Below are 18,146 nucleotides of genomic sequence, written 5' to 3'. Positions count from 1 at the left end.
GCGCGCAGGTGGGGGGCGCTGACGCGGCCGTGCCCCAACTCCCCCCCCGCCCCGGCCCCGCGGGGCCCCCGGCCGGCGCCGCGCAGCACCTCCGCCGCCGCGGCCCGCCGGTCGGCGACCGGGCCGCGGGCTCCCTCGAAGCCGAGGACGGCCAGCGCCCCGGCCGCGGACGACCCGCCGCCGATCGCCGCCGGATCGGCCAGCCCGACCATGGTCTCGGTCTCGTCCGACAGGCGCAGGACCGCGGGGAGGGGGCCGTCCTGGGCGAGGCGCCGGAGCGCGGCGGCGCCCTGGTCGAAGGAGGCGAAGCGCCAGCCCTCGTACTCCCGGGCCTCCGGGACGGGGTGCACCCGCACCCGCACGGAGGTGATCACGCCGAGCGCGCCCTCCGAGCCGAGGACGAGCTGGCGCAGGTCCGGCCCGGCCGCCGACTTCGGCGCGCGTCCGAGGTCGAGGTCGCCCTCGGGGGCGGCCACGGTCAGGCCCACGACCATGTCGTCGAACCGCCCGTACCCGGCCGACGCCTGCCCGCTGGAGCGGGCCGCGGCGAACCCGCCGACCGACGCCCACTCGTAGGACTGCGGGAAGTGCCCGAGCGTGTAGCCGCGCTCGTTGAGCAGGGCCTCCGCCGCCGGGGCGCGCAGCCCCGGCTGCAGGACGGCGGTCCGGGAGACCTCGTCGAGCTCGACCAGCCGGTCCATGCGCCGCAGGTCGAGGGCGACGAAGGAGTCGACGCCCTGCGGCGCCAGCCCGCCGACGACCGAGGTGCCGCCGCCGAACGGGACGACCGCGATCCGCCGCGCGGCGCACGCCCGCAGCACGGCGAGCACCTCGCCGTGCGTGCCGGGCAGGACGACCGCGTCCGGAGCGTCGGAGGCGTCGCCCGCCCGGATGCGCAGCAGGTCGGGCGTGGACTTCCCGCGGGTGTGCCGGAGCCGGGACTCGGCGTCGGCGCGGACGTTCCCGTCGCCCACGACGGCGGCGAGCGCGGTCAGGTCGTCCCCCGAGAGCCGGGGCGCGGCGACCTTGACGCCGGTCAGGTCGGCGGGCGGCGCCTCGGCGGGCCGCACGCCGAGCAGGTCGCGCAGCAGGCCGACCATCGACTCGGGCAGCGGCGCCGCCTTCGCCGGGTCGCCCCAGCCGCTCCACAGCATGTCGCGCGTCTCCACGCCCGCCTCCCTCGCCGCCCCGGGTTCCTGGTGGCTTACACTGTGACACATGACGTCGAATCGTCACAACAGGACGGCGGCGCGGACCGCCGACGACACCGTGCTGGACGCCGCGCGCGACTGCGTGCTCGCGGTCGGGGTGCGCCGCACGACGCTGACCGACATCGCGCGCCGGGCCGGCGTCTCCCGCATGACGCTCTACCGGCGCTGGCCCGACGTCCGCACCATCGTCGCCGACCTGATGACCCGCGAGTGGACGGCGATCGGCGACGCGCTGCAACCCCCCGACGACGGCCGCCCCGTCCGGCCCCGCCTGGTGGACGGCCTGGTCACCGGCGTGCGGACGTTCCGCGACCACCCGCTGCTCCGCAAGATCATCGAGGTCGACCCCGAGCTGCTGCTGCCCTACCTGCTGGACCGCTGCGGCGCCAGCCAGCGCGCCTTCCTGGCGTGGTTCGAGGAGGCGGTCGCCGCCGGCCACCGGGACGGCACGATCCGCGCCGGCCATCCCGCCCGCCAGGCCCGCGCGCTGCTGCTGGTCGTCCAGTCGTTCGGGCTGTCGGCGCAGATCATGATCGACGCACAGGACCCCGAGGTCGACGCCGACGCGCTCGACGCCGAACTCCGCCACATCCTGGAAAGGACGCTCGCGCCTTGACTTCCTTCCCCTGCCTAGAGGCGGGGGGTTCCAGCGGTCGCCCGCTGGGTTTCCTGTTTCGCCGACGAGTGCCCCGTCCGGGAGGTGTCCCGTTGAGGTCTTACAGCGTCTCCACAGGCGGTCACCGCCAGCCCGGCGGCCAGGATGTTGCGCGCCGCGTTCACGTCGCGGTCATGCACCGCACCGCACTCGCACGTCCACTCGCGGACGTCCAGCGGCAGCTTGGCGCGGACGGTTCCGCAGATTCCGCACAGCTTGGAGGAAGGGAACCAGCGGTCGACCACGACCAGCTCGCGGCCGTACCAGGCGCACTTGTACTCCAGCATCGAGCGCAGCTCCCGCCACGCCGCATCGGAGATGGCGCGCGCGAGGCTGAGGTTCTTGAGCAGGTTGCCGACGGTGAGGTCTTCGATCACGACCGTTTGGTTCTCACGGACGAGACGGGTCGACAGCTTGTGCAGCAGGTCCCGACGCCGGTCGGCGATCCGCGCATGCACCCGCGCCACCTCCCGGCGGGCCTTGTCCCGGTTCACCGAACCGGGGGCCTTGCGGGCGAGCTCGCGCTGCGCCTTGGCCAGACGGGCGCGGTCACGGCGCTCGTGCCGGGGGTTGGCGATCTTCTCCCCGGTCGACAGGACCGCCAAGGAGGTGATTCCGGCGTCGACCCCGACAGCCGCGTACGCGGCGGAGGCCGCAGTGACGGCGTCCTGGCACAGGATCAAGACGAACCAGCGTCCGGCACTGTCGCGCGACACCGTCACCGTGCTCGGCTCCGCTCCCTCGGGGAGGGGACGCGACCAGCGGATGTCCAGCGGCGCGGTCATCTTGGCCAGCGTGAGGTGGCCGTCGCGCCAGGTGAAGGCGCTGCGGGTGTACTCGGCCGACGCACGCGACCGCTTGCGCGACTTGAACTGCGGATACCTGGCGCGCTTGGCGAAGAAGTTGCCGAACGCCGTCTGCAGATGCCGCAGCGCCTGCTGCAGCGGCACGCACGACACCTCGGACAGGAAGGCGAACTCCTCAGTCTTCTTCCACTGCGTCAGCAGCGCGGACGACTGCGCGTAGGAGATTCGGCGCCGCTCGCCGGACCAGGCCCGGGTGCGTTCTTCCAGGGCCATGTTGTAGACCAACCGGACGCAGCCGAACGTGCGCGACAGCTCGGCCGCCTGCTCGCTCGTGGGGTAGAAGCGGTACTTGAACGCCCGCCTGACCTGCCGCGCCATGACCCACGTTCTAGCAGCTCCGGTGCGCGCCGACCCGGCGGACACCGAAACACCCCGGCTTCCCCGACCTGCCCCCAGGCGCCCGATTCCTCCCCGGTCCGAAGGCCGGGGCATCCACGGAGGAACCCCGATGAACGCAGCCGGACCCGACCCTCGGACCTCGCTCAACGCCGCGCGCCGGGAGCGCGAGCTCGCCGCACTGCCCGGGGAGGTGGTGGACGTGCTGGTCGTCGGGCTCGGCGCCACCGGGGCGGGCGCCGCGCTGGAAGCGGCGTCGCGCGGCCTGTCCGTCGCGGCGATCGACGCCCGCGACCTGGCGTTCGGCACGTCCCGGTGGAGCTCCAAGCTCGTCCACGGCGGGCTGCGCTACCTGGCCTCCGGGCAGGTGGACGTCGCGTACGAGAGCGCGGTCGAGCGCGGCACGCTGATGCGGCGCACCGCCCCGCACCTGGTGCGCGCGCTCCCGTTCGTGCTGCCGCTGACGCCGCTGGTGTCCCGCTCGCAGGCGCTGCTGGCCGCGGGCGGCATGCGCGCCGGGGACCTGCTGCGGCTCTCCGCCCGCACCCCGCGCTCGGTCCTGCCGGGCCCCCGCCGGCTGTCGGCGGTCGAGACGCTCCGGCTCGCGCCCGCCCTGCGCCCCCACGGCCTGCGCGGCGGGCTGCTGTCGTGGGACGGCCAGCTCGCCGACGACGCCCGCCTCGTCACGGCGCTCGCCCGGACCGCCGCCGGGCACGGCGCCCGGATCCTCACCCGCTGCCGCGCGGTCGAGCTGGCCGGCGACGGCGCGCTCGTCCGGGACGAGACGACCGGCCGGGAGATCACCGTGCGGGCGCGCGCGGTGGTGAACGCGGCCGGGGTGTGGGCGGGCGGCCTGGTGGACGGGGTGCGGCTGCGCCCCTCCCGCGGCACCCACCTGGTGCTGCGGGCCGAGACCCTGCGCGGGCTCACCGCCGCGATGCACGTCCCCATCCCGGGCGAGAGCAACCGGTTCATGCTGGTGCTGCCGCAGGGCGACGGCCGCGTCTACGTCGGCCTCACCGACGAGCCGGCGGACGGGCCCGTCCCGGACGTGCCGGAGCCGACCGAGGGCGAGATCGGCTTCCTGCTCGACGTCCTGGACTCGGCGGTGGACGTCCCGGTGCGGCGCGCCGACGTGATCGGGGCGTACGCCGGGCTGCGGCCGCTGCTGGACCTCGGGCGCGGGGGCGACACCGCCGACATCTCCCGCCGGCACGCCGTCCTGACGTCCCCGGACGGGATCGTCACGATCGTCGGCGGCAAGCTGACCACCTACCGGCACATGGCCGAGGATGCCGTGGACGCGGCCGTGCGCGCCCGCGGCCTGGCCGCCGGCCCCAGCCGGACCGCGCGTCTGCCCCTCGTCGGCGCGGCTCCACGCGCCCGCCTGGACGCCCTGGACGCGCCGACCCGGCTCGTCCAGCGGTACGGCACCGAGGCGCCGCTGCTGGCCGCCCTGGGGAGGCAGGACGCGTCGCTGCTGGAGCCGGTCGTCCCCGGGCTGCCGGTGACCGGCGCGGAGCTGGCCTGGGGCGTGCTGCACGAGGGCGCCCTGGACGCGGGGGACCTCCTGGACCGCCGCACCCGGATCGGCCTCGTGGCGGCCGACCGGGAGGCCGCGCTTCCGGCGGCCGAGGCGCTGCTGGCGACCCCGCCCGGTTTGCCCGTGGCCCCTTAGGTTACCCTTACCTAATCGCTCGGCGCGGACCGGCGACATCGACGGGGATGACGAGGATCGGCGGGGGGAACGCGTGACGCGCGGCAGAAGCTGCGGACACTGCCCGGGGAGCCACACCGGCGAGCGGCCGTGCTTGGCGACCGCGACCGCGAAGGCGGGCGCCTGGCTGCTCATCGAGCATCCCGGCCCCTGGCCCGAGCGGGTCGAGGACCTCGCCGGCCCGGGCCCGGTGGCCGAGGCCGTCCGGGCCGCGAAGAAGGCGGGCGTCCGGCCGCAGCTGATCCGCCGGCCGGGCCGCCGGCGCGCGACCCCGCCGCTCCAGGTCTACGCCGCCTCCTCCCGCGGGGACGAGGTCTGGATCGAGGGGCGCGAGCTGGCCGATCCGGCCGAGCTGGCGGCGCTCGACCTGGACGCCCTCGCCGGGGGCCGGTCCCCCGGCCTCGGGGAGCGGGTGGCGGAGCCGGTCCTGCTGGTCTGCACGCACGGGCGCCGCAACGCCTGCTGCGCTCGCACCGGCGCCCCGCTCGCGCGTTCTCTCGCAGCGCGTTTCGACCGCCTTATCTGGGAAACCACCCATGTCGGCGGTGACCGATTTGCGGCGAATTTGGTATGTCTTCCCCACGGATTCCTGTACGGCGACCTCGGCGAAGCGGAGGCGAACGCGGCGGCGGACGCCTACCTGCGCGGCGAGGTCTTCCTGCCGAGGCTGCGCGGGCGGGCGGGGACGCCCGAGACCGCGCAGGCCGCGGAGCACTTCGCCCGCGTGCACACGGGCCGGCTCGGGGTGGACGACGCGACCGTGGTGTCGGTCACGGCGATCCAAGGAACAACCCGGTACGAAGCCGTCGTTCTCTTGAGGCGGAGCCGTTACCGGGTGGTCCTCGAAGCCGTCCAGCAGCCCGACCCGTGCGGGGCCGACTGCGGGGAGAACCAGAGAACCTACGTTGTTAGGGAACTCACCCTTCTCAACGAGGCGGCCCTCGTGTAATCTCTCTGAGGCCCCATTCGAGGGTCTCCTGTCGCACGTCCCCAGGTTTCCGGAGTAACCGGACGGGGAACAGAGCGGCAACTCCAGACGTTGGAACATTCGGCGCTTCTCTGACTCTGTCATCCGAAGTACGTCGAGCGTCCATGTCCCGATTTTGTTCGAAACCAATCAAGGTGGGTGTTCCATGGCTCAGGTACGTCGGCAGGCAAACCTCCCTCGTCCCAGCTGGGGCTGGCAGGACGCCGCGGCGTGCCGGGGGGAAGACCTCGTCCTCTTCTTCGGCCCCGACGGCGAGCGCCAGCCCGAGCGCGAGATCCGCGAGCGCAAGGCCAAGCAGATCTGCATGGGCTGCCCGGTCCGTACGGACTGCCTGGACTACGCGGTGTCCAGGCCCGAGAAGTACGGCACGTGGGGCGGCCTGAACGAGGACGAGCGCGCGTCCGAGCGCCGTCGCCGCATGCGTCGCGCCAACGCCGCCTGAACGAGAAGGCACAGGCCGCCAGAACGCTCCCATCGCGATCCCCGGCACGCCACCTAAAACGTCACGGCCCCGCTCCGCGGGGCCGTTTGCGTTGCCCGGGCCCGGTCCATCACGACCGGGCCCGGGCACTGCGTCACATCTGCGTTACGACCCGGTCACATCGGACCGCGGCATTCCGCCGGCGCCTTTTACCGCACCGGCCTCGCCGATGTGGCCATTTTCTTGAAATCCACGTTCCGGAAAATCCGCGGGACGCCATTCACGCGGCGCACCCGGCGGCTCACTCCGGACCCGGTTCCGCGAAGCTCACCCCCGGCCCGCTCCGGGGCCTCCGCCCGGGGCCTCGCCGCCCGGCCGCGCGGCGTGCTCCAGCCAGGCCGTCACGTCGGCGTCGGTGAGCTGGTCGAAGTCGCGGTACCACTGCCCCACGGCGCGGAAGTCCGAGGGCGCCGCGGGCACCACCACGTCGTCCACCTCAGGCTCCAGGCTCCGGACGGTCTCGGCGGCGCCCACGGGCACCGCCAGGACCAGCCGGGACGGGCCCCGCTCGCGCAGCGCGCGCACGGCGGCCCGGGCAGTGCCGCCGGTGGCGAGGCCGTCGTCCACGACGATCACCGGGCGCCCGGCGACCCGCGGCAGCGGGCGGCCGTGCCGGTAGGCCGCGACCCTGCGGTCCAGCTCGGCGCGCTCGGCCGCCACGGTGGGGGCCAGGTCGTCCGCGCGGAGTCCGAGCCGGGCGAGCAGGCCGCCGTCGAACACCGGGGAGCCGCCCTCGGCGATCGCCCCGACGCCGAGCTCCGGCTGCCGCGGATATCCGATCTTGCGGGTCACCAGCACGTCGAGCGGGGCCTCGAGGCGCCGCGCGACCTCGTACCCGACGGGGACGCCGCCGCGCGGCAGCGCGAGCACCACGGCCCCCTCGAGGCCCATCGTGGCGAGGCGGGCGGCGAGCACCCGGCCCGCCTCGGCGCGGTCGGTGTAGGGGAGCCGGACGGTGCCCGCGTGCCGGACGCCTCCGCCCGCGGATCTGCTCCAGGGCATTGGGGATACCCCCTTCCGGGGTGTCCCCTACCCACTCAGGAACCCGTGAGCCACCGCAGCGGGTTGTCGTGCAGGATCGCTCCGAGGGTCGCCTCGTCGGCGCCCGCGGCGCGCAGCGCGGGCAGGAACGTGTCGAAGAGGTACCCGAAGCCGGCGCCGCCGTAGCGGGCGACCTGCGCCATCCGGGAGACCCCGGTGCTCAGCAGCACCCGGTCGGCGTGCCCGGCCTCCAGCAGGTCCATGACGCGGCGGACGCCGGCGCCGAGGGCGGCGGGGTCCGTCCCGGCGAGGCCGAGCGTGCCGAACGAGACGTAGCCGCCCAACTCAGCGATCTTGCGGTGCTGGGCCGGGTCGTCCACCCGGTCCTGCTGCCCCACCGCGACGCGCTCGGGCGCCAACCCGGCGGAGGCCAGGATCTCCAGCTGCGCGAGGCCCGCCCGCCCGTAGGTCGCGACCGACAGCCCTGAGTAGCGGGCGGCCTGGGCGGCGGCGCGCAGGCACAGCTCCTCGGTCTCGGTCGGCGCCTCGCCCCAGGTGCCGATCTCGCCGATGACGCCGGGCAGCGAGTTCGTGCCGTCCATGCCGAAGCCGACCTCGGCCAGCAGGCGCTCGGCGAGGCGGTCGACGGCGGACGGGCCCCCCGAATAGTCGTACCGGGGGGCCTGGGGGGTCGTCCCCCCAGAATGACGCGAGTCGTACCGGGGGGCCTGGGGGGTCGTCCCCCCAGACCGACGCGGCTCGGATTGAGGGATCGCCCCCCGCGCCTCGTACTGAGGGGTCCCCGTGGGCTGGGAGCTCGTCCCCTCGAAGGGGACCGCCGTTCCGGGGGCGAGGACCTCCCGGACGAACGGGGGGTGGAACGGCTCGGTGAACACGCCCGTCCCGGCCACCACGGCGACCCGGGCGCCCGCGCTGATGCGGGCGAGCGCGGCGGCGTTGCGGCCCATGCCCGAGCAGGTGAGGTCGACGACGAGGCCGAGCCCGTGGTCCTTGCGGAGCGTGTTCAGCTCGCGCTGGACGGCCTTCTCCTCGTCCAGCCACCGGCTCGGGTCGGAGGCGGCCAGCTGGGGCCGCGCCGGCCAGCGCAGATCGAGCTGGAGGTGCTCGTGGGAGAGCACCGGACCGGTGATGTCGGACGTCGCGATCGTGCCGGTCACGGTCCGGAGCCGGCCGGTCTCCTCACGGGGGGTCATGTCACGCGAGGCTACGACATGTTTGCCCTTTTCAGGACCTCATTCGGGGTGGTTTTTACTCGTGGCCCCCTGGTCCCGGGGGACCTGGTCGCCCTGGGCCTCCAGCTCGGCGCGGATCCGGGCGGTGTCCCCGCTCGGCCAGTGCCGGTCGATCTCGGCGTTCAGCGCGGCCCCGATCAGCACCGCGAGCGCCGCCACGTACAGCCATGCGAGGAGCGCGATCGAGGCGGCCAGCGACCCGTACACCGACACCCCGCTCAGCGAGCCGGCCAGGTAGATCCGCAGGACGAAGCTGCCCACGATCCAGATCAGCAGCGCCAGCGCGGCGCCGGGCGTCTGGCGCCACCAGGACGTCCGCACCGGGACGCTCATGTGGTAGAGCAGCGAGAGGAAGATGATCGACAGGCTCACCACGACCGGCCAGTACAGCACCTGGACGGCCTCGGCGCTCTCCGGCAGCACCTGCCGGACCAGCGCGGGCCCGGCCACCAGCATCGGGATCACGATGATCAGGGTCAGCAGCCCGATGAGGTAGAGCACGAACGCGCGCAGCCGGGTGCGGATCACGCCGCGGACGCCCGACAGCCCGTAGGCGATCGTGATCGTGTCGACGTAGACGTTCGTCGCCCGCGACCCCGCCCACAACGAGATCAGGAAGCTGACCGACACGATGTCGGGGCTGCCGCCCCTGATCACGGAGTCGATCAGCGGGATCACGACCGAGTCGACGGCCGGGCCGGTCAGCACCGTCTGGGCCTGGTCGATCACCCAGGAGCGCACCTCGCGGATCGTCTCGGTGCCGAACAGGCCGCGCAGGTGGCCCATCGTGCCGATCAGCCCGATGACGAGGGGCGGCAGCGACAGCAGGGCGAAGAACGCGGCCTCCGCAGCGAGGCCGGTGACCCGGTAGCGGAATCCGCCGATCGCGGTGCCCTTGACCAGCGTCCAGCCGACGCTCGCCGCGGTCCGCGCGTCGGCGCGCACGCGAGCGGCGAGGCGGTCGCGGCGGTCGCGCAGGCGCCGCCGCGGGCCTTCCGGGTCCTGTCCGGAAGGGGAGTCCCCGGCCCGGGGCGTGCCCGCTGCGTCGGAGACGGTGGTCACACCGCCCCACCGTAGAGGGTTGCGCGCCCGGCGCATGCCGCATCGCCCACTTCACTGGTCCGCTTCGCGCGTGGCATGGCGTTCGCCTCCCCCGCTCGGCCGTCTCGCAGGCGTGCCGCCCGATCCGTGCACATCCCTTGGCCCATACCCGTTGAGACGGTGCGGAACGTCGTCCGGACCATGATCGTATGCCCCCTACCACGGAAAACCGGGCATTTGCCTTCATGGGTGACAATAGAAGACATGATCTGCCAGTCGTGCCGCGAACGCCACCACGAGAAGTGCCGTGGCGGGTCGTGGTGCGACTGCCAGCACCACCCGGCGCCCGGCGAGCCGCCGGCGCCCGGGACCGAGGCGGCCCCGCCGGGCGGGGAATCCGCGACCGGCCCCGAGGCCGAGCCTCGTGTGAACTGGAGGCGGCAGGGATGACGCATGTCACGCGTCCGCATGCCGGACGTAACTGGACAGTCCGCGAGACGGCATGTCACCCTTCAGGTATGAACGCCGCGGACCCGCTGCTGGCCAAGCGCCGGCACGTCGACTTCCTCCGCGTCCGCAGCGCGATCTGTCGGTGACGCTCCGACCACGCCCCTGTACAGCCGGGCGCGTGGCGCATCGGCGTCACCTTTGACTTCATCCTGCTCAGCGTCGAGCCGGCTGCCTCAGAGCGCCGGTGCGCCGCGCGTCCCTCTCGACAACAGATGAGGACGCGCGCCGTGCCAACCGCGACCAGACGCAAGAAGGGCGAGGGCCAGTGGGCCCTCGGCTACCGCGAACCGCTCAACAAGAACGAAGAGAACAAGAAGAACGACGACGGGCTCAACGTCCGCCGCCGGATCATCGACATCTACTCCAAGAGCGGTTTCGACTCGATCGACCCGTCCGACCTGCGCGGCCGGTTCCGCTGGATGGGCCTCTACACCCAGCGCAAGCCCGGCATCGACGGCGGCAAGACCGGTGCGCTGGAGGACGAGGAGCTCGAGGACCGCTACTTCATGATGCGGGTGCGGATCGACGGCGGGCAGCTGAGCGGCCCGCAGCTCCGCACGATCGCCGACGTCTCCACCCGGTACGCGCGCGGCACGGCCGACATCACCGACCGGCAGAACGTCCAGCTGCACTGGGTGCGGATCGAGGACGTCCCGGCCATCTGGGAGGCCCTGGAGGCGGTCGGGCTGCACACGATGGAGGCGTGCGGCGACGTCCCGCGCGTGATCATCGGCTGCCCGCTGGCCGGGATCGCGGCCGACGAGGTCATCGACGCGACCCGCGACCTGCGCGAGATCCGCGACAAGTACATCGGCTCCCCGGAGTTCTCCAACCTGCCGCGCAAGTACAAGACCGCGATGTCGGGCTGCACCTCGCACTGCACCGTCCACGAGATCAACGACATCGCGTTCGTGGGCGTGGTGAACGAGGCGGGCGAGACCGGCTACCAGGTGTTCGTCGGCGGCGGCCTGTCGACCAACCCGATGTTCGCGCAGAGCCTCGGCGTGTTCGTCAAGCCGGAGCAGACCAGCGTGGTCTGGCACGCCGTGACGTCGATCTTCCGCGACTACGGCTACCGGCGGCTGCGCAGCCGCGCCCGGCTGAAGTTCCTGATGAAGGACTGGGGCGCCGAGAAGTTCCGCGAGGTGCTGGAGAAGGAGTACCTCGGCTTCACGCTCCCGGACGGCCCCGAGCCCGCCGCGCCGCTCACCCACCGCGACCACGTCGGCGTCCACCCGCAGAAGGACGGGAACTTCTACGTCGGGTTCGCCCCGCGCGTGGGGCGGGTGAACGGCGAGCTGCTCGGCGTCATCGGCGACCTCGCCGGGCGCTACGGCTCCGGCAGGGTCCGCACGACCAACGAGCAGAAGATGGTCATCCTGGACGTCCCGGAGGAGAACACCGAGGCGCTCGCCGGCGAGCTGGCGAAGCACGACCTCCAGGTCCGCCCGTCCACGTTCCGCCGCCAGACGATGGCGTGCACGGGCATCGAGTACTGCAAGCTCGCGATCGTCGAGACCAAGCAGCGCGCCATGGACCTCATAGACGAGCTGGAGAAGCGGCTGCCCGACTTCGACCAGCCGCTGACGATCAACGTCAACGGCTGCCCGAACGCCTGCGCCCGCATCCAGGTCGCCGACATCGGGCTGAAGGGCCAGCTCGTCGTGGACGAGGACGGCGACCAGGTCGAGGGCTTCCAGATCCACCTCGGGGGCCGGCTCGGCGCGTCGTTCGGCAAGAAGGTCCGCGGGCTGAAGACCACCTCGGCCGGGCTCACCGACTACGTCGAGCGCGTCGTGCGCAGGTTCGACGAGCAGCGCACCGACGGCGAGACGTTCGCCGAGTGGGTGCACCGCGCCGACGACGCCGACCTCCAGTGAGCGGGGCCGATCGCGCATGAGCGAACGGATGACGCCGTTCTACTGCCCGTACTGCGGCGAGGAGAGCCTCGAACCCGGCGGGGAGGCGCCCGGGGCGTGGTTCTGCCCCGACTGCCTCCGCTCCTTCAGCCTGAAGTTCCTCGGTGTGGGCACGCCCCGCACCGCGAGCAAGGAGAACCCCAGGTGACCCTGCTGGAGACCGACAGGCCCACGCTCGACCTCCAGGACATCGTCGAGTCGGCCGCCGCCGCCCTGGAGGGCGCCCCCACGCTGGAGGTGATCCGGTGGGCGGTCGCCACGTTCGGCGACCGCATCTGCCTCACCTCGTCCATGTCGGACGCGGCCCTCATCCATCTCGTGTCGAAGGTGAAGCCGGGCATCGACGTGCTGTTCGTCGACACCGGCTACCACTTCGCCGAGACGATCGGGACGCGCGACGCCGTGGAGGCCGTCTACCCGGTGAACGTCATCAACGTCACCCCGTCCCGCACGGTCGAGGAGCAGGAGGCGGCGCTCGGCCCCCGCCTGCACGGCCGCAACCCCGACCTGTGCTGCCACCTGCGCAAGGTGGAGCCGCTCGGCCGCGCGCTGGAGGGCTACATGGCCTGGTTCAGCGGCATCCGCCGGGACGAGACCGCGAGCCGCCGCGACCGGAGGGTCGTCGAGTGGGACCGCAAGCGCGGCATGGTCAAGGTGAACCCGATCCTCGACTGGACCCAGGAGGAGATGGACAACTACATCGAGGACAACGGGGTGCTCGTCAACCCGCTGCACTACGACGGCTACCCCTCGATCGGCTGCGCGCCGTGCACCCGCCCCGTCGCGCCCGGCGAGGACCCGCGCAGCGGCCGGTGGGCCGGGATGGGCAAGACCGAGTGCGGCATCCACCTGTGAGCGCCCCCATGGTCGCGGTGGCGCACGGCAGCCGGGACCCCCGCGCCGCCGCGACCGTCGCCGCGCTGCTCGACGCCGTCCGGGCGCGCCGCCCGGACGTGCCCGTGCACGCCTCGTTCCTGGACCACGCGCCGCCCGCCCCCGACCGGGTGCTGGACGGCCTGGCCCGGGACGGCGCGGACGAGGCGGTCGTGCTGCCCCTGCTCCTCACCGCGGCCTACCACAGCAAGACCGACATCCCTGGCGTTCTGAACCGGGTGCGGGGCCGGCACCCGCGGCTGGCCCTGCGCACGGCGGACACGCTGGGCCCCCACCCGCTGCTACTGGACGCCCTGGAGCGGCGCCTGGCCGAGGCGGGCGCGGCGCCCGGCGACCCGGACACGGCGGTCGTCCTCGTCTCGGCGGGCTCCAGCGACCCGTCCGCCAACGCGACGGTCGCGGGCCTGGCCCGCGAGTGGCGTGCCCGGGGCCTGCGCGAGGTGGTCCCGGCGTACGCGACGGCGGCCCGCCCGGGGCCGGGCGAGGCGGTGCGGGCCCTACTCGCCGCGGGCGCGCCGCGCGTGGCGGTGGCGTCCTACATCCTCGCGCCCGGCCACTTCGCCGACAAGGTGCGGCGGGAGTCCCTGGCGGCCGGCGCCGCCGTCGTCTCCCCCGCTCTCGGCGCGGCGCCGGAGATCGCCGACCTCATCGTCCGCCGCTACACCGGGGCGCTGGAGGCCCCCCGCACGGCGGCCGCGGTCTGATCGGGCGTTCGACACGCCGGCGGCCGGGTATGCGGGTGCCATGACGCGCGAGGAACCCGGCCACGAGCCCCGAGAGACCGACGACCGCCGCTTCGCCCCGGTGAACGAGGGCTCCGACGCCCGCGGCCGCACCGTCCCGGACGGGGAGGAGACCAGCGGCACCGGCACCCCCGGCGTCCGGTACGAGCACCCCGACACCCTGCCGCCGGACGAAGCGGGCGTCGAGGAGGCCGAGGCCCACGACGACACCCGCTGACGCCCCGGCTCAGCCGTCGAACGGGCGCGGCGGCTCCGGCGGCGCCGCGAGCACGATCCGCATCTCGTCGCCGGGCGCCTCGCTGATCCGCCCGGCGCCCGCCAGGTAGTCGACGACCTCCTGGGCCTTGTCGTAGTACTGGGGCTGGCGGCTGTTGTACAGGGCGCCGGCGAGCTCCTCGTAGTCGTACTGGGTGATCACGACGCCCTTGCCGAGGATGAAGCAGACCAGCTCGCCGTCGAGCATCCGCCACCAGTCGTCGGCGAGGGCGTCGACCACGCCCCCGTTGTTGCCCAGGGAGACCGCGACCGGCTCGCCCTGGCTGAGGAAGACCGGCACCTGCCGGGTCAGCTTCGCCAGGAACGCGCGCACCCTGCCCCAGGGGAACTTCCTGCCCGACTTGCTGGGGGCGTCGTCGCTCTTGTCGCGGACCGCCTGCACGGCGTCCCTGATGAGCCCGTTCGGGGTGCGGGACTTCTCCCCCACCAGCCGCTCGATCTCGTTGTAGATCCTCTCGCGCAGTTCCTGGAACGGCCCCATGTCGTTCTGCCGCAGCACGTCCACGCACAGGTGCGACAGCGAGCGGGGCTCCTGCGGCGGCGGGACGACATGCGCGGCGGCGGAGACCGGGGGCGGGGACTGGACCGGGGCGGGGGCGGGGGCCAGGCGGGACCGCCCTGCGGGGGTGAGCTCGACGTACGGGTTGTTGTCGCCCGCGGTGGTCGTGGTAATGGCCACCAGATTTCTCTCCACGGCGAGGGACACCAGCGTGGACATGAATTTCGGCCGCGCCGTGAAAGTACCGACCTGCTTCCTGAAACGGGGGTCGTGGGCGGCGAGGAGTTTGCGCAGATCGGTCATGCGGACCCGCGCGGAAGAATGGCCGATCACATGGACCAGCGTGTTGACGGCGTCCTCGCGCCGCATCCACGTGTCGTCCCAGTCGAAGGTCTCACCGCCGGTCGAGGGCGGCGCGAACGAACTCAGGTGGACGAATTCGACGCCGCCGCCGTGGACGGCGTCGAGCATCTCCGCCACGTTCTTCACGCTGGCCCGGAACGACGCCACGCAGATGGGGCCGCCGGAGCCGCGGGCCTCGGCCACCCGCTCGTACACCACCTTGGTGACCGCGGCGTCGTCCACCGTCCCGGTGATCTCGGTCCAGAGGTGGTCGCCGGTCCCGGCGGGCCTGGCCCGTTCGGGGACCGTGATGTATTCGGTCGTGGTCGCCGGCACACCCGGGTAGGCGGCTTCGAACGCCTCCAGGATCGCAGTCTCGGTCCCCGCGTGCGCGCGCGTCAGATCGATGAGTCTGTACATCTCGTCCTCCGTTAACACTGGGGACCTCATCATCGAGTAATGAGGTCCCCAGTGGAAGTTAGTGAGCGAGCGCCTCGTGGCTATGCCCGCTTATGGAGGGCCCACTTCAGGAAAGCGCCGGCGACGATACCCAGCAGCAGACTCACGGTCTGCGCGGGAAAGATCGTCGCTGCCACGGCTGTTCCGGTGAGCACCACCGCACAGATCAGGAATTCGGTCTCTCGGTCCATGATCGCCTCTAACGCGTCGTTCTCGGGCGACTCAGACTGGGACAGCGACTTCCTGGCGGACTTCGACTTCAGACGTCGACTGCGGACTCCGACTTCAAGACGGCAGGACTAAGACACGAACTGGTGACTGGCGACTGGGACTCAGAAATGCGACTGCTCGACTGCGACTGCAGGACTTAGACGCGGACTGGTCAACTCAGACTGGGCGGGCAGCGTAGCTGCCGCAGGGCCAGTGTAGCCCGCGAAGCGCCCCCTCGCCACACTCCCGCCGCTCCCGGGTCATGTCCGGTCGTTCCACCAGGTGGTGATGGCGCGGCGGAGCGGGGCGTGGTGCTCGTCGTCGACGATCTTGATGTCGCCCATCACGGCGTTCGCGGTGATGCGGACGACGGGAACGCGGGCGCCGGGGTGCGGGTCGCGGACCGCGACCCGCCGGTCGCCGAGGAAGTTGTGCCCCGACAGCTCGATGCTGACGCCGTCCGGGACGATGATCTTGACGTCGCCCATCACGGCGGTCGCGGAGATGTGCACCTCGCCGGTGGGGACCTGCGCGCCGCGCAGGTCGAGCACGACGTCGCCCATCACCGACACGGCCTCCAGCGGGCCGTCGATGCGGCCGACGATGCGCTCCTTGCAGTCCCCCATGACCGCGGTGAACTTGCGCTTCACCTGCACGGGCGCCGGGTTGGCGCCGGGCGCGCCCATGCCGGGCAGGTCGGCGGTGATGCGTTCGAGGTCGCCGCGGGTGACGGCCGCGTAGGCGGCCTCGGTGCGCTCGGTCAGCTCCTCGAAGGTGAGCCGCCCCTCCACCGAGGCGATCCGCAGCCGCTCGACCACGGCCTCGCGCTCGTCGTCGGACGCCCGCACCGCGTCGGGCGCGCCGGCCGCTTCGGCCGCCGAGGGGACCGGTCCGGCGTCCTGCCGCCGCTCCAGCGGGCGGCTCGGGCAGGGCCGCTCGGGCTGCGGACTGGACTGACTCATGATTTCGACGGTATGCCCCGCGCGGCGCCGGACAATCCGCCGCGCGGACGAGATCGCCCCACCACCTGAGGAGGATGGACGTCCCGCCACCCCAGAGGCATGATCAAGTTCTTGCCCGAACCCCGTTCTGTATTCTGCGGGTGGACGGCACGAACGTTGGGAGAGCGCGTGACGCACGAGGTGTTCAACCAGGTCCCCCCGCTCGCCGGGCACGACGTGTCCGACGAGGCGGCACTGCTGGACGGGCTGCACCGCGAGGGCGCCGGATGGGCCGAGGCCGAGGTGCGCGAACTCGGCCTCCTCGCCGGCACCGAGCGGGCTCAGGAGTGGGGCCGCCTCGCCAACGAGCACCCGCCCGTCCTGCGCACCCATGATCGCTTCGGGAACCGGATCGACGAGGTCGAGTTCCACCCCGCGTGGCACGAGCTGATGACCGTCGCGGTGACGCACGGCCTGCACGGCTCCGCCTGGACCGACTCCCGCGAGGGCGCCCACGTCGCCCGCGCCGCGAAGTTCTACACCTGGCGCGTCGACGCCGGCCACGGCTGCCCGATCTCGATGACCTACGCCGCCGTCCCCGCGCTGCGTCAGTCGCCGGAGCTGGCGGCCCAGTACGAGCCGCTCCTCGCCGAGCGGCGGTACGACTTCGGCCTGCGTCCCCCGCTCACCAAGACCGCGCTCCTCGCCGGCATGTCCATGACCGAGAAGCAGGGCGGCTCGGACGTCCGCGCCAACACCACCACGGCCGCGCCCCAGCCGGACGGGACGTACCGGCTCGTCGGCCACAAGTGGTTCACCAGCGCCCCGATGTGCGACGTGTTCCTGACCCTCGCCCAGGCGCCCGGCGGGCTGACCTGCTTCCTCGTCCCCCGCGTCCTGCCGGACGGCGGGCTCAACCCGCTGCGCCTGATGCGCCTCAAGGACAAGCTCGGCAACAAGTCCAACGCGTCCTCCGAGGTCGAGTACGACGAAGCGGTCGCGTGGCGGGTCGGGGACGAGGGCCGCGGCGTCCGCACCATCATCGAGATGGTCAACATGACCCGGCTCGACTGCGTGATCGGCGCCGCCTCCGGCATGCGCCTCGGCGTCACCACCGCCGCCCACCACGCGGCGCACCGCCGGGCGTTCGGCAAGGCACTGATCGACCAGCCGCTGATGCGCAACGTCCTCGCCGACCTGGCGATCGAGTCCGAGGCCGCCACGACCACGATGCTCCGCCTGGCGGGCGCCGCCGACCGCTCGTTCCGCGGCAGCGAGTCCGAGACCGCCTTCAAACGCCTGGCCCTGGCAGTCAGCAAGTACTGGATCTGCAAGCGCTGGCCGGCCCACGCGGCCGAGTCCCTCGAATGCCTAGGCGGCAACGGCTACGTCGAAGAATCCGGCATGCCGCGCCTCTTCCGCGAGTCCCCCCTGAACTCAATCTGGGAGGGCTCCGGCAACGTGGCGGCACTCGATCTCCTACGCGCAACGCTACGCGAACCACAAACCCTGGAAGCGTTCTTCGACGAAGTAGCCCTCTCCCAAGGAGCCGACAAGCGCCTGGACGCGGCCATCAAGGAGACCAAGGAAAGCTTCACCGACACCGCGACAATCGAGTACCGCGCCCGCCGAGTAGCCGAGCACCTGGCCCTAGTCCTACAGGCATCGCTGCTGGTCAGACACGGCCACCCGGCCGTAGCCGACGCTTTCTGCGCGACCCGCCTGGCCGGCGACTGGGGCGGCGCCTTCGGCACCCTCCCGCCAGGCTTGGACGTCACCCCGATCATCGACCGCGCCACCCCGAAGGTCGGCTGACTCCCCACT

18 protein-coding genes are annotated in these 18,146 nt (G+C 72.9%); 10 read left to right on the top strand and 8 right to left on the bottom strand.

Translation table 11 applies throughout. From position 1 onward, the window contains the following. Window positions 1-1,154: FAD-binding oxidoreductase (locus tag ABWI07_RS21920; RefSeq protein WP_353819675.1), on the bottom strand; the 1,154-nt coding region annotated here is incomplete at its 3' end. A 64-nt stretch (window positions 1,155-1,218) separates the two neighbouring features. On the opposite strand from ABWI07_RS21920, the gene ABWI07_RS21915 reads away from it, so the two are divergent. Beyond that, on the top strand, window positions 1,219-1,827 hold the full coding sequence (locus ABWI07_RS21915; protein ID WP_149265002.1) for a TetR/AcrR family transcriptional regulator: 609 nt from the start codon (window positions 1,219-1,221) through the stop codon (window positions 1,825-1,827). Between the two features lie 14 nt (window positions 1,828-1,841). Here the strand turns inward: ABWI07_RS21915 and ABWI07_RS21910 are convergent, their stop codons facing one another. Then, window positions 1,842-3,050: an RNA-guided endonuclease InsQ/TnpB family protein gene (locus tag ABWI07_RS21910; RefSeq protein WP_353819671.1), complete on the bottom strand. Its 1,209-nt coding sequence runs from the start codon at window positions 3,048-3,050 to the stop codon at window positions 1,842-1,844. A 130-nt stretch (window positions 3,051-3,180) separates the two neighbouring features. Here ABWI07_RS21910 and ABWI07_RS21905 point away from each other — a divergent pair, with 130 nt between their 5' ends. The 3 genes from ABWI07_RS21905 to ABWI07_RS21895 all read left to right on the top strand — a co-directional run bounded on the left by ABWI07_RS21905 (window position 3,181) and on the right by ABWI07_RS21895 (window position 6,215). Continuing rightward, on the top strand, window positions 3,181-4,746 hold the full coding sequence (locus ABWI07_RS21905; RefSeq protein WP_353819670.1) for a glycerol-3-phosphate dehydrogenase/oxidase: 1,566 nt from the start codon (window positions 3,181-3,183) through the stop codon (window positions 4,744-4,746). 133 nt (window positions 4,747-4,879) lie between these two features. After that, window positions 4,880-5,734, top strand: coding sequence for a ferredoxin family protein (locus ABWI07_RS21900; RefSeq protein ID WP_235037453.1), 855 nt, complete (start codon window positions 4,880-4,882; stop codon window positions 5,732-5,734). Between the two features lie 184 nt (window positions 5,735-5,918). After that, a complete protein-coding gene (locus tag ABWI07_RS21895) occupies window positions 5,919-6,215 on the top strand; it encodes a WhiB family transcriptional regulator (protein WP_075901375.1) in 297 nt (98 codons plus the stop codon). Between the two features lie 306 nt (window positions 6,216-6,521). On the opposite strand, the gene ABWI07_RS21890 is transcribed toward ABWI07_RS21895, so the two are convergent. The 3 genes from ABWI07_RS21890 to ABWI07_RS21880 are packed head-to-tail and all read right to left on the bottom strand — an operon-like array spanning window position 6,522 to window position 9,550. After that, entirely contained in the window at window positions 6,522-7,256 is a 735-nt protein-coding gene (locus ABWI07_RS21890) for a phosphoribosyltransferase (RefSeq protein ID WP_353819668.1), read from the bottom strand. A 35-nt stretch (window positions 7,257-7,291) separates the two neighbouring features. Further along, a complete protein-coding gene (locus tag ABWI07_RS21885; RefSeq protein WP_353819667.1) occupies window positions 7,292-8,449 on the bottom strand; it encodes a phosphotriesterase family protein in 1,158 nt (385 codons plus the stop codon). A gap of 39 nt (window positions 8,450-8,488) precedes the next feature. Then, window positions 8,489-9,550: a YihY/virulence factor BrkB family protein gene (locus ABWI07_RS21880; protein WP_235037452.1), complete on the bottom strand. Its 1,062-nt coding sequence runs from the start codon at window positions 9,548-9,550 to the stop codon at window positions 8,489-8,491. Between the two features lie 701 nt (window positions 9,551-10,251). Between ABWI07_RS21880 and ABWI07_RS21875 the strand changes: the two genes are divergently transcribed. The 5 genes from ABWI07_RS21875 to ABWI07_RS21855 are packed head-to-tail and all read left to right on the top strand — an operon-like array spanning window position 10,252 to window position 13,812. Beyond that, window positions 10,252-11,919: a nitrite/sulfite reductase gene (locus ABWI07_RS21875; protein ID WP_502912843.1), complete on the top strand. Its 1,668-nt coding sequence runs from the start codon at window positions 10,252-10,254 to the stop codon at window positions 11,917-11,919. Between the two features lie 16 nt (window positions 11,920-11,935). Continuing rightward, window positions 11,936-12,106 (top strand): Insertion element protein, encoded by a 171-nt coding sequence (locus ABWI07_RS21870; protein WP_149264995.1) that lies wholly within the window; start codon window positions 11,936-11,938, stop codon window positions 12,104-12,106. After that, window positions 12,103-12,813, top strand: a complete 711-nt coding sequence (locus ABWI07_RS21865; protein WP_149264994.1) for a phosphoadenylyl-sulfate reductase — start codon at window positions 12,103-12,105, stop codon at window positions 12,811-12,813. Before ABWI07_RS21870 ends, ABWI07_RS21865 begins: the two co-directional genes overlap by 4 nt. An 8-nt stretch (window positions 12,814-12,821) precedes the next feature. Further along, a complete protein-coding gene (locus tag ABWI07_RS21860) occupies window positions 12,822-13,556 on the top strand; it encodes a sirohydrochlorin chelatase (RefSeq protein WP_149265044.1) in 735 nt (244 codons plus the stop codon). A 40-nt stretch (window positions 13,557-13,596) separates the two neighbouring features. Beyond that, on the top strand, window positions 13,597-13,812 hold the full coding sequence (locus ABWI07_RS21855; RefSeq protein ID WP_353819665.1) for a hypothetical protein: 216 nt from the start codon (window positions 13,597-13,599) through the stop codon (window positions 13,810-13,812). Between the two features lie 9 nt (window positions 13,813-13,821). Here the strand turns inward: ABWI07_RS21855 and ABWI07_RS21850 are convergent, their stop codons facing one another. The 3 genes from ABWI07_RS21850 to ABWI07_RS21840 form a co-directional block, all read right to left on the bottom strand. Further along, window positions 13,822-15,132 (bottom strand): hypothetical protein, encoded by a 1,311-nt coding sequence (locus ABWI07_RS21850; RefSeq protein ID WP_353819664.1) that lies wholly within the window; start codon window positions 15,130-15,132, stop codon window positions 13,822-13,824. An 80-nt stretch (window positions 15,133-15,212) separates the two neighbouring features. Further along, window positions 15,213-15,362 carry a hypothetical protein gene (locus tag ABWI07_RS21845; RefSeq protein WP_160161239.1) on the bottom strand — a complete coding sequence of 50 codons (150 nt, stop codon included), beginning with the start codon at window positions 15,360-15,362 and terminating at the stop codon, window positions 15,213-15,215. 279 nt (window positions 15,363-15,641) lie between these two features. Then, a complete protein-coding gene (locus ABWI07_RS21840; protein WP_235037451.1) occupies window positions 15,642-16,343 on the bottom strand; it encodes a DUF1707 SHOCT-like domain-containing protein in 702 nt (233 codons plus the stop codon). Between the two features lie 168 nt (window positions 16,344-16,511). On the opposite strand from ABWI07_RS21840, the gene ABWI07_RS21835 reads away from it, so the two are divergent. Continuing rightward, window positions 16,512-18,137, top strand: a complete 1,626-nt coding sequence (locus ABWI07_RS21835; RefSeq protein WP_353819663.1) for an acyl-CoA dehydrogenase family protein — start codon at window positions 16,512-16,514, stop codon at window positions 18,135-18,137. The last annotated feature ends 9 nt before the right edge of the window (window positions 18,138-18,146 follow it).

Origin of the sequence: Actinomadura sp. NPDC000600 (assembly GCF_040492135.1) — a bacterium.
Taxonomy (GTDB): Bacteria; Actinomycetota; Actinomycetes; order Streptosporangiales; family Streptosporangiaceae; genus Spirillospora.
The sequence above is the reverse complement of the archived record's forward strand: the minus strand, read 5'-3'. Positions and strand labels throughout refer to the sequence as shown.

What these genes read in the sequence shown, in the direction of transcription:
- ABWI07_RS21905 (WP_353819670.1), top strand. Translation starts at nt 3,181, where the DNA reads ATGAACGCAGCCGGACCCGACCCTCGGACCTCGCTCAACGCCGCGCGC.
- ABWI07_RS21910 (WP_353819671.1), bottom strand. Translation starts at nt 3,050, where the DNA reads ATGGCGCGGCAGGTCAGGCGGGCGTTCAAGTACCGCTTCTACCCCACG.
- ABWI07_RS21870 (WP_149264995.1), top strand. Translation starts at nt 11,936, where the DNA reads ATGAGCGAACGGATGACGCCGTTCTACTGCCCGTACTGCGGCGAGGAG.
- ABWI07_RS21895 (WP_075901375.1), top strand. Translation starts at nt 5,919, where the DNA reads ATGGCTCAGGTACGTCGGCAGGCAAACCTCCCTCGTCCCAGCTGGGGC.
- ABWI07_RS21875 (WP_502912843.1), top strand. Translation starts at nt 10,252, where the DNA reads ATGAGGACGCGCGCCGTGCCAACCGCGACCAGACGCAAGAAGGGCGAG.
- ABWI07_RS21860 (WP_149265044.1), top strand. Translation starts at nt 12,822, where the DNA reads ATGGTCGCGGTGGCGCACGGCAGCCGGGACCCCCGCGCCGCCGCGACC.
- ABWI07_RS21850 (WP_353819664.1), bottom strand. Translation starts at nt 15,132, where the DNA reads ATGTACAGACTCATCGATCTGACGCGCGCGCACGCGGGGACCGAGACT.
- ABWI07_RS21845 (WP_160161239.1), bottom strand. Translation starts at nt 15,362, where the DNA reads ATGGACCGAGAGACCGAATTCCTGATCTGTGCGGTGGTGCTCACCGGA.
- ABWI07_RS21840 (WP_235037451.1), bottom strand. Translation starts at nt 16,343, where the DNA reads ATGAGTCAGTCCAGTCCGCAGCCCGAGCGGCCCTGCCCGAGCCGCCCG.
- ABWI07_RS21885 (WP_353819667.1), bottom strand. Translation starts at nt 8,449, where the DNA reads ATGACCCCCCGTGAGGAGACCGGCCGGCTCCGGACCGTGACCGGCACG.
- ABWI07_RS21915 (WP_149265002.1), top strand. Translation starts at nt 1,219, where the DNA reads ATGACGTCGAATCGTCACAACAGGACGGCGGCGCGGACCGCCGACGAC.
- ABWI07_RS21890 (WP_353819668.1), bottom strand. Translation starts at nt 7,256, where the DNA reads ATGCCCTGGAGCAGATCCGCGGGCGGAGGCGTCCGGCACGCGGGCACC.
- ABWI07_RS21855 (WP_353819665.1), top strand. Translation starts at nt 13,597, where the DNA reads ATGACGCGCGAGGAACCCGGCCACGAGCCCCGAGAGACCGACGACCGC.